At 42.7% G+C, this 15658-nt stretch carries 14 protein-coding genes; 2 read left to right on the forward strand and 12 right to left on the reverse strand.

Going from position 1 to position 15658, the window contains the following annotated elements; genetic code table 11:
- Nucleotides 1–152 precede the first annotated feature (152 nt).
- Nucleotides 153–1019: a DUF2911 domain-containing protein gene (locus WG943_RS10200; RefSeq protein ID WP_340408708.1), complete on the forward strand. Its 867-nt coding sequence runs from the start codon at nt 153–155 to the stop codon at nt 1017–1019.
- 54 nt (nt 1020–1073) lie between these two features.
- Here the strand turns inward: WG943_RS10200 and WG943_RS10205 are convergent, their stop codons facing one another.
- From WG943_RS10205 to mnmA, 5 genes are read right to left on the reverse strand one after another with little or no spacing between them, the layout of a single operon-like run.
- Nucleotides 1074–3509: a TonB-dependent receptor gene (locus WG943_RS10205; protein ID WP_340408709.1), complete on the reverse strand. Its 2436-nt coding sequence runs from the start codon at nt 3507–3509 to the stop codon at nt 1074–1076.
- A gap of 17 nt (nt 3510–3526) precedes the next feature.
- Nucleotides 3527–4183, reverse strand: a complete 657-nt coding sequence (rpe, locus tag WG943_RS10210) for a ribulose-phosphate 3-epimerase (protein ID WP_340408710.1) — start codon at nt 4181–4183, stop codon at nt 3527–3529.
- Between the two features lie 49 nt (nt 4184–4232).
- On the reverse strand, nt 4233–5894 hold the full coding sequence (locus WG943_RS10215) for a S8 family serine peptidase (protein ID WP_340408711.1): 1662 nt from the start codon (nt 5892–5894) through the stop codon (nt 4233–4235).
- 5 nt (nt 5895–5899) lie between these two features.
- Complete coding sequence (locus WG943_RS10220; protein ID WP_340408712.1) at nt 5900–6616, reverse strand: hypothetical protein; 717 nt, start codon at nt 6614–6616, stop codon at nt 5900–5902.
- Nucleotides 6617–6622: 6 nt separating this feature from the next.
- Nucleotides 6623–7768 (reverse strand): tRNA 2-thiouridine(34) synthase MnmA, encoded by a 1146-nt coding sequence (gene mnmA, locus WG943_RS10225; RefSeq protein WP_340408713.1) that lies wholly within the window; start codon nt 7766–7768, stop codon nt 6623–6625.
- A 246-nt stretch (nt 7769–8014) separates the two neighbouring features.
- Between mnmA and WG943_RS10230 the strand changes: the two genes are divergently transcribed.
- Nucleotides 8015–8638, forward strand: a complete 624-nt coding sequence (locus WG943_RS10230; RefSeq protein WP_340408715.1) for a hypothetical protein — start codon at nt 8015–8017, stop codon at nt 8636–8638.
- Between the two features lie 156 nt (nt 8639–8794).
- Here WG943_RS10230 and trmB read toward each other — a convergent pair whose 3' ends face one another.
- The 7 genes from trmB to WG943_RS10265 are packed head-to-tail and all read right to left on the reverse strand — an operon-like array spanning nt 8795 to nt 15635.
- Nucleotides 8795–9451, reverse strand: a complete 657-nt coding sequence (gene trmB / locus WG943_RS10235; protein ID WP_340408717.1) for a tRNA (guanosine(46)-N7)-methyltransferase TrmB — start codon at nt 9449–9451, stop codon at nt 8795–8797.
- Nucleotides 9452–9454: 3 nt separating this feature from the next.
- The gene (locus tag WG943_RS10240; protein WP_340408719.1) at nt 9455–10747 is read right to left on the reverse strand and encodes a bifunctional folylpolyglutamate synthase/dihydrofolate synthase; all 1293 of its coding nucleotides are present in this window, start codon (nt 10745–10747) and stop codon (nt 9455–9457) included.
- 10 nt (nt 10748–10757) lie between these two features.
- Nucleotides 10758–11681, reverse strand: coding sequence for a hypothetical protein (locus WG943_RS10245; protein WP_340408720.1), 924 nt, complete (start codon nt 11679–11681; stop codon nt 10758–10760).
- A 9-nt stretch (nt 11682–11690) separates the two neighbouring features.
- On the reverse strand, nt 11691–12089 hold the full coding sequence (locus WG943_RS10250; protein WP_187065806.1) for an ExbD/TolR family protein: 399 nt from the start codon (nt 12087–12089) through the stop codon (nt 11691–11693).
- Nucleotides 12090–12091: 2 nt separating this feature from the next.
- Entirely contained in the window at nt 12092–12796 is a 705-nt protein-coding gene (locus WG943_RS10255; RefSeq protein ID WP_340408722.1) for a MotA/TolQ/ExbB proton channel family protein, read from the reverse strand.
- A 1-nt stretch (nt 12797) separates the two neighbouring features.
- Entirely contained in the window at nt 12798–13946 is a 1149-nt protein-coding gene (locus tag WG943_RS10260) for an HU domain-containing protein (protein WP_340408724.1), read from the reverse strand.
- A 6-nt stretch (nt 13947–13952) separates the two neighbouring features.
- Nucleotides 13953–15635 carry a hypothetical protein gene (locus WG943_RS10265; RefSeq protein ID WP_340408726.1) on the reverse strand — a complete coding sequence of 561 codons (1683 nt, stop codon included), beginning with the start codon at nt 15633–15635 and terminating at the stop codon, nt 13953–13955.
- Between the last annotated feature and the right edge of the window lie 23 nt (nt 15636–15658).

Below are 15658 nucleotides of genomic sequence, written 5' to 3' on the forward strand. Positions count from 1 at the left end.
AGCTATCTAACTTTAAGATAGATTGTTAAATGCAAACAGGATTTTACGTTAGCAGTTTTGTACCTTTACAGTTATTTAGATTATATCAGAATTGGCAAGATTTTTTCTGTTAAAATATTATCAGAACACACAACCAAAATGTATTGTATCCCATGAATAAGTATCTGTTAAGACTACTGTTTCTTTTCTTGATTTTAACAGCAGGGTTTTCCGCCAAAGCCCAGCTACGACTTCCGCAGGCTAGCCCAGAAGCTTTTGTTAAACAAACTATTGGTTTAACTGAAATCTCGGTAAGTTATCATGCGCCCAGCGTCAAAGGGCGTCAAGTTTTCGGAGGGCTAGTTCCTTATGGCTCTATGTGGCGAGCTGGTGCAAACGAGGCTACGCTTATCACTTTCACGGACGAATTATTTTTAAATAACGAACGTGTGCCAGCTGGTACTTATTCTTTCTTTATAGTGCCTCAAAAAGATTCTACCTGGAACGTGATACTGAATAGAGATACCACCCTATGGGGCTTAGATGGATATAATGAACTGGAGGACGTTGCTTACCTACAGGTAAAACCCGACAGCTCAGAATTTCAGGAAACCATGCAGTTTAGCTTCTCTGATATTGGCTCCAATACCGGAAAGCTTAAATTAAATTGGGAGAACACAACTGTTACACTAAATATCGAGACTGAAGTAGAAAAGAAAGCCTTGGTTAATATTAACGAAGCACTTTCTAAAGCTGCTCCCGACGATTGGTATATTTGGGCTCAGAGTGCTGAATTTATGTTACCACGAAGAGAACATCATCAGAAAGCACTAGAATGGATAAACAAGTCTATTTCCATAAAAGAAAATTTCTTTAACAACTGGATAAAAGCCAGACTATATGCCCAAAACAGAGAATATGAAATGGCTGCCAATTTAACCGCTAAGGCTATTAAACTAGGAACTTCAGAACCTGACAACTATAAAACCTACTCACGGGAAATAGAGTCAGCTTATAATATCTGGAAGAAAAGACGCTAAATACTCTAAAGTATAACTAAAAAGGGAGCCATGTGCTCCCTTTTTAGTTATACTTTAGAATGTAGCTACGAAGCGTAAGTTCAGCCTGCGCCCTGTCAGGAAATTAGGAACAGCATAAGTTAACCCGTTTACATCCTGCACATACGTATAGGAAATGCGGTTATTGGCATCGATCAGATTTAGTACTTCCAAACCAATCCATAGGCTCTGCAACGATACTTTTTTACGTTCTGCCAGTTCGCTTTCAAGCACAATAACTTTAGAAAAACCTAGGTCTAGGCGCTTATAGGACTTACCGTTAAATGAATTTCTGAACTCTGGCTGCCTTGGCGGACCGAATGGTAAACCACTGCCATACACCAGGTTCAGGTACATACGTATCGTTGGGTTATCCGGTAAATGGTCTTGGAAGAAAACGCCTATATTCATTAATTGGTCTGTGGGCCTGCGCAGGTATCCCACTTCCTGCCTGCCAGTAATTTCGCCATTCGGAGCATACACAAAGGTAGAGTCGCCGGTAACGTTTTCCTTTGTCTGCATCAGGCCAAAGCTTAGCCAAGACTCTGCACCCTGTATAAACTCACCGTTCACGCGCAGATCAACACCAGTGGCGTAGGCTTTGGCATTGTTCCGGGCGTAGTATCGCAGACGCACATTATCCACGTCGTAGGGTATCACATTGGTCATGTGCTTGTAATACGCCTCAGCCGTAAACTTAAAGTCACGGCCCCACGCCTCGAAAAGATAATCAGAGCCAACTATGGCATGTACAGATCGCTGTGCCTTAATATCTCGGTTCAGAACACCTTCGAAATCGCGGAGCTCTCTGTAAAACGGTGGCTGGTAATATAAACCAACAGCTGCTTTAAACGATAGATCCGGATTTCGCCTGGTAATGAAAGAATACTGTACGCGTGGTGTAAAGGTAAACTCCTTGTTAAAATCCCAGTAGCTTGCTCTTATACCATAGGTAATGGTCTTAAGCGAGTCCAGTTCGTAGGTGTGCTGCGCATAGGAATTGTAGCGCATGCTGTTCAGGTTCAGATCAGAGTTAAGATAGTAGCTTTGATTTACGAAATCCGCAGAATCCATAAAACCATACTCCGAAAGCACATCTTCTATACTTTCAAGTCCTGCTTTTAAACCAAACTGTACATTGCTGCGCTGGCTTACTGTCCAGTTGTTTCTGCTTTCTGCTGTCGCTATACGTGCAAGCAAGGTGTTACGGGAATGGTCGAACTGGCTACCTACTCCCCTGGTCCGTTCATCTTCTCCTAAATTATTTGAGTTAGCACTCACCTCACTCAGCCTGTAACCAGCCTCCAAATCCCTGAATTCACGCTCCCTGGACTGCACCCCAGAAACTATAAGCTCACTACTAAAGCTATCGGAGAAACGATGGTTTAAATTTAAGCCAGACTGAAAAGTACGGTACTCCATCAGTTCACGCCCATCAAAAGCAACGTATAAGCGCAAAGGTGTTTGCCGGGTGCCAAATGTTGTAACCCTGTTCTCCGGTATAACCAGAAAATTATTGTGGGCATAGCTAGCCAGTACTCCAAGTGTTGTAGTACCAGCAACCGCACCTTTTTTACTCAAATCATAAGTTACATAAGCTTGGGCATCAGAAAAATTTGGACGGTAATCGCCGTCAGTCTGCAGTCCCTGTAGCATGTATTGGCCGTTTTTATGGCGCACACCCAATAGGTAGGTTACTTTTTTGTTTTTAGATGCCGACTCAAGGTGCACCGAGCCACCTGTTAAACCACCTGTAACGGAAGCAGCAAATTTCTGAGGTGTTTTATACTTTATACTTAGCACCGACGATAGTTTATCGCCATACTTTGGTTGCCAACCACCCGATGAAAACTCAATGTCCTGCACCAGGTCTGGGTTTACAAAGCTTAGGCCCTCCTGCTGCGCCGCTGATATTAGAAAAGGACGGTAGATCTCAATATTATTGACGTAAACTAGGTTCTCGTCGTAATTACCGCCTCTCACCGAGTAGGTACTTGAAAGTTCGTTGTTACTGGATACACCAGGCAGCGTTACCAGTATCTTATTAAAATCACCGTAGGCTGATGGCAGGTTGCGGGTAAGGCGCGGATCTAGTTTAGTAACACTTACCTGCTCTCTGGTATCGCTACCATTTTTACCACGCACGTTAACCAAACCAAGCTGCTGCGGATCTGGCTCAAGTTTAAAATCCAGGGCAAGAATTTGATTTGACGTTAGCTGCAGTAAACGTTCCTGTGGCTTATAGCCAACATAGCTTGTTACAAGTATAAATTGTTTAGTTGCAGGCACAGTGAGGCGGTACTGGCCCTGCGCATTGGTTTGCGTGGCGGTGGTTGTTCCTTTTATACTTACAGATGCTACCTCTAATGGCACACCTGTACTGTCTAGAACTTTACCGGTAACAATAGCCTGCTGTGCTGAAACACCTAACGGAAAAAGCATAATAAACCATACCGATAGATATTTCAGCATAAACAGGTGTTAGTAGATTACTTTAAAACGTTTTTAAGATTTGTAATCGTCTGTATTGGATCAGCGGCAGAAAACACAAAGTTACCAGCTACCAAAACGTCAGCACCTTTTTCTAACAAAAGTGGAGCATTCTGTTCGTTTACACCACCATCAATTTCAATCAAGGCAGATGAGTTGCGTGCTATGATCAGGTTCTTCAGCGATTCGATCTTACGGTAGGTATTCTCGATAAACTTTTGGCCGCCGAAACCAGGGTTTACAGACATCAGGCAAACTAAGTCAAGATCTGGTATCACATCTTCCAGTAAATTAACAGAAGTATGCGGGTTTACAGCCACACCAGCTTTTGCACCAGTAGCTTTAATTTGCTGGATAGTGCGGTGCAGGTGGTTACAAGCCTCTATGTGTACCGATATAGTATCGGCACCGGCATCGCGGAAACGCTCAATATATAACTCAGGCTCCACAATCATCAGGTGCACATCCATTGGCTTTTGCGCATGCTTTTTTATGGCTTCCATTACCGGAAAACCAAACGAAATGTTCGGCACAAAACGGCCGTCCATAATATCGATATGCAGCCAGTCGGCCTGGCTTTTGTTTAGCATTTCTACCTCAGACTGCAGATTAGCAAAATCGGAGGCAAGTACAGATGGTGCAATTATTGGTCTCATACCTACAAAGGTAAGTTTTTTGGCTAAAGGTAAAGTATGAATTTAAAGCTTATAATTTGATAAACCGTACTGTAGTGGCAGCTCCGCTGGCAGAAGTAATACGGCACAAGTATAAACCACTGCTCAGAAACTGAGGCTGCAGGTTAATACGCTGCTCCTGCTCAGGCTTAAGTATTCTTTCTTTGTGTACTACTTTCCCAGTAATATCTAATACCTGCACCTCTAGTAATTGCCGTTGCCAGTTTTGCCCCAGTATAAGCACTACAGGTTTATCAGAAACAGGATTAGTTATCAGCACCTTATCTATGGCTGGTAGTTTAGCTAAAGAAGTAATAGAACGGCTGTAATTTGGTATACCGTAACCAATGCTGTTATCAGGATTAGTTGCCTGACTACTACTCTGCCGTAACAGCTGTATAATTTCGTAGTTGTTTTTGGAAGGGTTAGCCTGCCATAAACTAGCGGCAAAGCCTGCTATTATAGGTCCTGCAAAAGATGTTCCGTTACCTTTGGTTACATTACCTGCCGTATTTAAAAAATAAACCTTCTGCCCCAGCGCTACTACATCTGGTTTTATCTGTCCATCAGCAGATGGCCCAAAAGAACTGAAACTGGCTTTTATACCAAGTGAGTCTACGGCTCCAACAGCAAGTACAGAGTCTGCATCAGCCGGCGACGCAATATACCTCCATCCACCGTTTCCTTCGTTGCCTGCACTGGTTACCACCAGCATACCAACAGCAGCAGCAACGTCTGCTGCCTTGGCTACCAACGTAGTGTTGCCATCCATTTCGCTGTAAGTATAGCTTCTGGAAGGACTATCAAAAACATTATAGCCAAGCGAAGAATTAATCACATCGGCACCAGCACTGTCCGCATACTCTGCAGCTAACAGCCAATTAATTTCTTCAATGTTATGTTCTGAGGCTGCATCTTCGGTTCTTAACAACAGGTAATTTGCCTCAAAAGCAGTGCCTATCATCTTTCCAGGCTCGAAGGCTGCCATCGTAGATAGCACAGAAGTACCATGGGAGTTTGCTCCGTATACATTGTCCTGCTTTAACACAAAGTCAAAAGTGCCTTTGATCTGCCCGTTTTGGAATAGATGTGAAAAAGCATTAATGTTATTAACACCGGGAAAGCCAGCATCAAATACTGCTATAGTTTTACCAGCACCTTTATACCCTGCATTATGCAAATTAACTACACCCAACATATCTGACTGATGAAAGGCACGTCCATAATCTTCTTTGACAAGGGTCGTACGCTCACCTGTACTGTATGTAGCAGTTTCTTGTTGAGTTATACTTTGTAAAGTGTTGCCTGTTGGAAATGCTAAGCGATTAAGTGTTTTAGTAGTTTTGACAAAAGGCAATGATTCTATTTCAGTCAGCTTTTGATCGGAGCATTGTACTACGGCAGCATTAAACCACTTGGAAGTATACCATACTGTTACCTCTTGTTGTTTCAAAGCTGCAACATAGGCAGGATTAACGGGAAGGTCACGTTCTTGTAGCGCTATACTTTGGCTTTGTCGTCGGTCCAGAGCTTTCTGCGACAGAAAAACCAGGGGCTGCTGTAACGTGTAGGGAGAGTTAGCTTTATCTGTAAAATATACCAGCCTTTTCTGCTCCTGCCCAGACTCCTGCCCCACTGCCACAAAACATGGGGCAATCAGTAGCAGAAATATGAAGAGTAGCTTTTGTGGCATATTATTTACAAAGTACCATAGTCTATTAAAGATTCATACCTTTCATGACCGTCAAGCTTGTAATCAGGGCCATACACGCAATCATCGGTAGCACAACTTGCCAGCACCACTTTGTTAAACACTCTGTAAATTTTACCTATTCCTTTCGCGTATACCTCGTTTCTATTATCGATCAACACAGAATTTGGGGAGGAGTTTTGATCCACTGTTAATGTGCTCGGATAGGTTACGCCATTTAAATCATAGGGTTTACCGACGTTGATATACCTATGCGGTATTTTGGTATCGTTAGATGTAAGACGGTCGTTGAAGGCATCTGCATACCATATCTTACCTTCTTTAATAGGAAAAACAAGCTTCACATACTTTGTGTTATCCTTTGTAAGTAAAGCATATTTATCAGACTTGGTAAGCGTCATAACGGAGTCTTCTACCCAGCCAGTATCATTGTAGCGCTTTATAGAGCGTATAATTTTATACGTGAGTGTATAGGTTTGATCATAGAAAGAGGTATCAACTACCTCCTTCATCTCAAAGCTATCTTTTGTAGCAACGTTAAACTGGTACTTAATGTCAACTACCTTATAAACCTTATAGTCACCTATATTAACAGGCAGATAATCCAGACCTAAAGCCTCAGCGTCATGCTCTTGGTATTTGGTTTCACAACTTGTAAAGCCAACTAACCCGAGCAGGGCCCAAAATAACATTGCTTTTTTCATACGTTGCTATTGGAGCACATTAAGTTTAAACTCTGTATTAATCTCCTGGTCAAGATTGTAGTTCGTCTCAATCCAACCTCCACCAACTACATCATCGCCTTCATAAAAAACAGCTGCCTGACCAGGGGCAATGGCATGTACGCCACGCAAAAAGTGTACTTTCATTTTATCACCCTCTTGCACTACTATAGCTTCTGTGCCCGGGTCGTTATAACGTACCTTAGTGATGGTTGTAATCGGCCTGTCAATCAGGTTATCATACTTGCCCATTGTTAACTTCCCTACCGTCATAGCATTTTTGGCTAACTCATCAAAGTTGCCAAGCACTACACGATTTGCCTCTTTGTCTATACGTGTAACATAAGCCGGAAAACCCAACGCCACGCCAAGGCCTTTGCGCTGGCCTATTGTATAAAAAGGATATCCTTCATGGGTGCCAACTACAGTGCCGTCTTCCAATATAAACTCACCTCCTGCTACCTTCTCTTCCAGACCCTCTACGCGGCGCTTTAAGAAGCCACGGTAGTCGTTATCCGGTATAAAGCATATCTCATAAGACTCAGGCTTGTTTACTAATTCTGTAAAGCCACGATCCAGCGCCATCTGCCTAATTTCTGTTTTATGCAGCTTGCCCAGTGGGAAAATGGTACGGCTCAGGCTCTTCTGAGAAATACCCCACAAAGCATAAGATTGATCTTTATGCTCATCCAAGCCTTTAGATATTACATAACGGCCATTCTCTTCACGAATGTTAGCATAGTGGCCAGTAGCAATAAACTCACAGCCTAACTGGTCGGCGCGACGCAGCAAAGCATCCCACTTTATATGGGTATTACAAAGCACACATGGGTTAGGCGTACGCCCGGCCAGGTACTCATCTGTGAAGTGATTGATCACATAGTCACCAAACTCTTCTCTTATATCGATAATGTAGTGCGGGAAACCAAGGTTAACAGCAATATTACGGGCATCATTGATAGAGTCTAAGCTGCAGCAACCAGTTTCTTTCTTGCTACTGCCACTAGAGGCATAGTCCCATGTTTTCATGGTCATGCCAATTACTTCGTACCCCTGCTCATGTAACATTACTGCTGCCACCGAGCTATCAATACCTCCGCTCATGGCTACCAGCACCCTTCCTTTTGTACTCATCTATATTGGATAAACTAAAATGCGAATTATTATTAATTTTTCACAAATATAGCAACAACAACAGAGTAATAAAGATTCAGGCACCCAAATATTGTAGCTACAAATAAGATTAACATCACAATTACGTTAGCGTAAGTATAAAAAATATGCAAAAAAGGTAGCATTGTTTTGTAATTGGGACTTACTTTGAAGCATCAAATTAATTTATTTATCAGAACATAAATTCAACATAAAGATATAAGTACAATGGCCCTTCGTACCTCAGTTATAGTAAACGGAATAAACAATTTAAGCGATGCACGCTATTGTGCAGGCATGGGCGTTGATATTATTGGCTTTAACTTAAAGCTGGACGACCCGCAACGTATGCAATCAGAAACGTTGAAGGAAATTATCGGTTGGGTATCAGGTGTGCAATTGGCTGGTGAGTTTGAGCGAGCCAAGCCAGATGTGATAAATGATCTTGCCGAGGAGTTTAAGTTAGACTACATTCAACTAAACACGCCATACTTGATAGATGAAATAGAGGAAATAAATCGGCCTGTAATACAGAAGATTTTCATCAATAAAGATACTGTAGACAGTGAGCTTCTGGAGATGATGGAGCTCTATAGCTCTGTTGTAGACTCTTTTATAATCTACTCCGACGACTTTACATCTGTAGACGAGACAAACACAAAGTTTCTGAAGGAAATTGCAAAGCAGTTTAAAATATATGTAGGGTTTGGTTTAGATAAGAACAACATCACTGCTATTCTTAAACAAATAAAGCCTGCTGGTATCGGCCTGCAGGGTGGCCACGAAATTAAGCCAGGCTTAAAGGATTTTGACGAACTTCAGGAAATCTTTGAGGAGATTGAAGAAGCTTAAAAGGTATAAGATTGTGAGTTAGAAGGTTTGGGTTTTAGAAGATTAATATTCTAGTTCACAACCTTAACAGTTTAAAATAAAACGGCCTGCTGAACTATAAATCAGCAGGCCGTTTTTATTTATTTCTTGATACTATAGAGTTTAATTCTTATCCAATTAACTTACCTTAAACTGCATGTACTTAATCGGAATACCATCAGCCAAGTAACGTTTTTCATAAGTAGTATAAATACCCATGGTATGCTCCTGCAGGTCTGAGTTGTACAGGTCGGGAGTATGAATTAAATCTTTTACCTTACGCTCCTGCAGCATTTCTAATGTGTACTCATAAAGACCAAGGTTATCTGTTTTAAGATGAATAATCCCACCAGGCTTCACAATGCGGCTATACATATCTAAAAACCTGGGAGAAGTGAGGCGGCGCTTAATATCACGGTCTTTGGGACGTGGGTCCGGAAAGGTAATCCAGATCTCGTCAACCTCTTGAGCAGCAAAATGCTCCTCCATCTGCTCAATAAAGATCCTCAGGAAAGCTACATTATCCAACTCCTCCTCTATTGCCATAGAACTTCCCTTCCATATGCGAGCACCTTTTATATCAGTGCCGATGAAATTTTTCTCAGGGTGCAGACGGGCCATGCCAATTGTATATTCGCCACGGCCACAGCCAACCTCCAACACTATCGGATTATTGTTCTCAAAAAACAGATCGTTCCATTTCCCGGCCAATTGCCCGTAAAGTTCATCTCCTGCTTGCAGTACGTTTTCGCGCTCTGCGATAACATTAAACTTCTCTAATTTTGATCTTCCCATTACTTATAGTTCTTGAATCTCTGCGACGACAAAGGTACTACCTCCGATAAAAATAACCTCATCAGGAGCCGCATTTGCTTTAGCCGCATTTATAGCTTCAGATACAGAAGTATAAGCTGTACCCTTTAAACCTACTTCTAAAGACTGTTTATGCAAATCTGCAACCGGCAAAGCCCTCGGAATGTCGGCCTGGCAGAAATAGTAAGTATAAACCTTGGGCAGCAGTTGCAGCACCTTCGTAATATCCTTATCGTTTACTGCCCCAAAAACCATGTGCACTTGCTTAGGCTGCAAAGCCTCCAGCTGCTGTAGTATTTGTTTAATTCCATCCTCGTTATGGCCAGTATCACAAATAGTTAAAGGACTATCATTTAGCTTTTGCCACCTGCCTTTAAGGCCAGTTATACTTTTCGCCTTCGCCAAACCAGCACGCAGAGCCTCTTCTGGTATACTGTAGCCTTTCTCCTGCAACAACGCTAACACCTGTAGTACACCAGGTAAATTATACTTTTGATATGAGCCTGTAAGATCTAATTCAAGACCAGCCAAGTATAACATTTCATTACTGTATACCTGAAAAACCTGCCGCTCAAGATCACCCTCTACCAATTCTAATCTAAATTTATCTGTTGCAAAGTATAGTGGGGCCTCTACCTTCATTGCTTTAAGTATAAATACCTCCTCTGCCTCTTCCTGCTTGGTACTGATTACAGCCGGCACGCCAGCTTTAATAATACCAGCTTTCTCAGAGGCAATAGCGACTATCGTATCGCCGAGCAGTGCCTGGTGGTCGTAGCCTATATTGGTGATAAGCGAAACTTCCGGTGTAATAATATTGGTTGAGTCTAGTCTTCCGCCTAAGCCTACTTCTATCACGGCAATGTCCACCTGCTCATCGGCAAAATATTTAAATGCCAAGGCCACCGTCATCTCGAAGAAGGATGGTTTTATACTTTCAAATAATTCTTTGTTTTGCTCTACAAACCGGATAAGGTAATCCTGTGGCAATTCCTGTCCGTTTACTTTAACCCGCTCTGTAAATGATTTAAGGTGTGGTGAAGTATAAAGACCTGTTTTATAACCTGCCTCCTGCAGCACAGCCGCCAACATATGGGAACTGCTACCTTTGCCGTTGGTGCCGCCTACATGTATACTTTTAAACTTATGCTGTGGCTGCCCCAGTGCCTCGCAAAGGTCAATTATATTGTCGAGGCTCTTCTTAAAAGCAGCATTGCCGATGCGTTGGTACATCGGCAATTGCTGGTATAAATAATCAAGACAATCTTGATAGGTCATCAAAAGGGAATTATCTGTTGGTAATAATATAGGTTATGAACCCTGTAGCTCCTGCAGTACCTGTTCTGTTTTCGCCTGTTCTGATAAATGTAGCATCTCGGTAAACGGCATCTCGGTAGATATTTGCAACCTGTGTAGATACTGTCTTCTCCACAACAACGGCATTCTCAACGGTGCCATCAGGGCTGATAGTAACTTTTATAACAACCTTACCAGTCTCTGCAGAGGCGTCTTTTATACGAGGTATATCTCCCCAGCCCCAGCCAGCCATATTAAGCGATCCACCAGCTCCTCCTCCGGGTTTACCATAAAGTGCTTTAGCCTCCAGTGTGCCTTTGGGGTCACCTTTGTCTCCTACTTTATTGGCATCGTCGCCATTGTTGTTGCCGGTTGCATTGTTAGAGGTACCGCTCTTACCAGTACCTGTATCATTTGTAGGCTTACCTGGATAAAGAGATTTAGGCTTTTCAGGCTCCTTCTTTACTACCTCCTCTTTAGGCGGCTGCACTACAGGCTTCTTCACTTCTTCCTTAACCGGTTGCTCTTTTTTAGGCTGTGGCTTCTCCACTTCTTTTGCAGTAACTGGAGCCTCTGCTGTTGTAGTTACTACTTTAGGTGTTTCAACTGCTTTAACAGGCGGTGTAGGTGTAGGAGTTGGAGCTGGCTCCGGAAGCGGGTCTGGCTGTGTTGGAGCAGGCTTGCTGTCCTCTACATTTTTAGACTCGTTTGGAGTAGCCTGTGTCTGCACATCACCGCTACCTACAGCATCCAAGCCAAAGTTTAGCTCGATTCCAAGTTCAGGTGCAGGCGGATCAGGCGCGCGCCAAGCCAGCATATAGATCAGGAAAAGCAAAATAAGCACATGCACACCAATGCTGACACCAGCGGCAATACGCTTATTCTTTTCTTCCTCTTGTGTTGGGGCAAATGCCATAGTTTTTTCTTATTCGCTTGGTACTGTTGCCAATGTAACGCTGGCATTTAAGTTTTTAGCAATACCAGCCACTTTTACAAGATGCTCTACCGGTACAGTCTTATCAACGTGTAACACTACGGCACCTTGCTCTGTTCCTCCTTGCAATAAAGCTGCCAGCTCTGGTTCAATCTGCTCCAGGGCTATTGGCTTGTCGTTCAGGTAATACTGCAAATCCTTCGAAATTGTAACACTGATCTTCTGCATAGTAATGTCAGAAGCCTTACTACTTGGTAGGCTAACAGGCAAACCAGAAGGTGTTACAAAATTAGAGGTAAGCATGAAAAATATTAGCAACAGGAAGATGATGTCCGTCATGGACGACATGCTGAACTCTGGATTGATCCTGTTTTTTGAGCGTAGATTCATTCTTACAGTTGTGGTTCTTGTAACAGATCAAGGAACTCAATAGAAGAGTATTCCATAGAGTGCACAATGCTGTCAATTTTAGAAACAAGGTAGTTATAACCCACATAGGCAGGCAAACCAATAATAAGACCAGTAGCTGTTGTTACCATGGCCTCGTAGATACCGCTTGACAATAGCTTAGGGCTTACAGACCCCTCTGCCTGTGCAATTGCAATAAAGGCACCGATCATACCCGTTACCGTGCCTAAGAAACCAAGCATTGGTGCAGCACCGGCAATAGTTGCCAAAGCAGATAAGTTCTTTTCTAAGCGGCTGATCTCGATCTTACCAACGTTCTCAATAGAGGTTTCAATGTTCTTTAACGGGCTACCAATACGGGAAACACCTTTAGAAATCATTCTGGAAACCGGGGTATTAGCTTGGGCGCAAAGCATTTTTGCTCCATTGATATCGCCGGCTAGTACCATACTTTTAATTCTGTCGTTGAAGCCTTCCGGGTTTTTAGCCGCTTTCTTTAGCGTTAGATAACGTTCAAAGAAAATATAAAGAGCCGCAAGAGAAAGAAGAGCAAGCGGGATCATGGCCCACCCACCATTCATAGCCAGATCTAATAGCGATACAGTAGTATTAGCTGCTTCAGCCCCCTCAGCTATAGCAGTAGTTGTATCAACTGGTGTAGTTGTGATTTGTAATAAGAGTGATGTCATTTTAATTTTTATATACCCAAATAGTTTCTCCGAATGTACTTTTATACTTGTCTAAGGCAGCCTGAGCCTCATCTTGTGTTCCAAAATCCGCTACAGAAACACGGAATAGTCTGCTTCCTTTGCCAGGGGCCAACAATTTCGCCTGCTCATAGCCTTTCGATTGAACAAGAAAAAGGCCATTTTCAGCGCTTAATGATGTTGAATAGCCGCCAGTGATAATATAAAAACGTTTTGAATTCTCTTTAATTGTCTGAGCTGTCTCAGCAATGCTTTTAGTAGGCTGCTCAATTACACTCTCAGATATTGCTTCCTCATTAACAGCCACTTCAGTTGATGCATCTGAAGTGTCACTTGTAGCCCAGGCATCAACTTCCTCAGTGATAAGTTCCTCAGGAGCAGCCTCTAAAACAGGAATGCTTACTGGTAATAAAGCTTTATAATTTGTAAAACGTTCCTCTGCTGTAAAAGGAACATAGTCGTCAGCAAACTTATTAGCCTCTGCTGAGTTACCAGTGTTAAAGCTTTGGTTTAACAGCAACATTGGGTTTAGGCTACTTAAATTGTAGTCAGCCTGCAATGAGAAAAAGTATAGAGCTGATGCCGTTAAGCCAGTTAAAGCCAAGCCAGCTGCCACATTATATACTCTCTTCAGGCGGCTCTTAAATGGTCGCTTTGCATGGATTAGCTCCTGCTGATTGTCTTTTTTCAGCGTGCGTAGCACTGCTGGCTCCTCAAACCTTATTGGTCTTACCGTTAGCTCAGGCAGGCCAAAACTGGCATCCAGCATATTGTCAGCCTCTACATACTCAAATTCAAGCTTTTGCTCTGTAGTATACTTAAAAGTGCCAATATCCTGCAGCACAAACCGGTTCTCCTGCTGCAGTGTGGCCTTGGCCCGGTGTACAAACTCTTTTACAAGTTGCTGCGCCTCTTCCTTCGACACCTGATTCTTATAAGCAATTGTGCTAACTAATAAACCATCGGTCATGACGAGTTTCTCGTTAAAAGCCACCTTTTTAGAAGGTGGCAGAAACGAGTGCTTTACCGGGTTGATTCGGGCAGACACATAACGAGTTATCAAACCTCCAAAATCGGGGATGATAACGCAGTCATGATCATATAGCAATGACTTTATGTGCTTCTCTACCATAGGTATTTAGAATGAATAGGTAATTCCACCTAATAGATTTATACTTTTACTCGGGTAATTAACGAACCTTTCGTACTTCTGTCCGAAGATGTTATTGGCCATCACAAACACTGTAAAGTTGTTTGTGAATTTGTAATCTGCCTTCAGGTTCAGGTCCACGATCGTATCTGTTTCGCGGAGTACTGATGTACCGTCTGGTCTGGCAATACGGCCAAATGAACTACCAATATAATAAAGTTCTGAATTAAACAGAATCTTATCGTAGAAGTTGTAGGTGGCATATACGCTGCTCATCAGCTCCGGACGGTGAAACGGTTGCTCCAGGTTATCTGTGTTATACTGGTTATAATCAGCCTTTAATCCTATGCGAAGCTCGTCTGAATAATTAAATGAACCTTCTACATAAAAATTTAAAACATTTGTTACGCCGTCGTCATAAACTAGATCAAATTTGGTAGAATCGCTTACGGAGTTATTGTAGAAGTATAGATTTCTGAAGTTCTGGTAAGCTACACGACCTGTAAGGTGCACGTAATTGGCAATATTTGCCTGAAAACCACCATAAACTTCTAAGCCTTTATTGATATCGGCTACTTGTACATTAGGGGCCAGCCAAGGGTTCTCCTGCGTTAAGCCATATAAAGTAACTCTTTGCAAATCGCCACCTAAACCTGCGTAAATCTGCAAGTTATCCTTGATAGGTTCAATAGCAACTCTGGCCATCGGATACACATTGAATTTACGTGCATCGTTAATGGTATCCCCAGTGTAAGCTATATTAGCACCTAAGGTTAATTTTACAGCATTAAACTGGCGTTGATACGACGGGTGCACCTTCACAAAATTTCGTGTAACGCTCAATTTATCCTTGTGCGTCAGGAACGATACATCAGCATCTACTTTAAAGGCAGAAACATCATCGATACCATACTCTGTTCTAAGTCCTGCAGCCACATTAACCTCCGACATATTGTAATGGTCGTTCAGGTAAGTAGCCTTTAGGTTGGCATTGTAAAGGAATGGGGCACCAGACGTCTGGTTATGCAATGTGCCTTCTGCACCTACTCTGTTGAATACCTGCTGAATATTATCCTTATCGATGGCAGTCTCTTGGTTTGGTGTGTAACCATAGAAATGGTATTTGTCACGGCCATAGTTTAACCGGCCTCCCAAAGTAAGCCCTTTCAGGTAGCGTTCGCCATGTACTCCAATCGCACTGTTAGATACAGCTGAGTTACCTTTGTCTACAGGGCCACGGGCAGAACTGATGTGGCTGATTTCAGCACCATAGTCAGATTCTTTGCTGCGCTTATTATGGAAATACCCTTTCAGGTATAAACTACCATAATTACCAAGCCCAGCTTTAATATAGTTGCCGTACAGCTTTGTAAGCTCATCCTGCTTTATGGTCAGCACGCGCATCTGCAAGTTTATATCCTGAGATGGCAAGCGGTAATCAGAGTAGCGGTAATAGACATTACGGTCACCGGATTCCGGTGCAGGTATTCTGAATTTCTCAAAGTTACGGGCAGCCTGCGGCAGCTCGATTACACGGTTCTTTTCAACTACAACCTCTGCATCTTCCAGCTTGGCACCTTCTCCCCAACCCTGCGCTTGCGCCTGGTTCATATAACTAAACCCCACACTCAGAACAACTGCAAGAGAGGCTAATCTTAATTTATTTTTCATGGTGATGATTCTGTTCTTGATGA

It is taken from the genome of Pontibacter sp. H249 (assembly GCF_037892465.1).
In the GTDB taxonomy this organism is placed as follows: Bacteria; Bacteroidota; Bacteroidia; order Cytophagales; family Hymenobacteraceae; genus Pontibacter.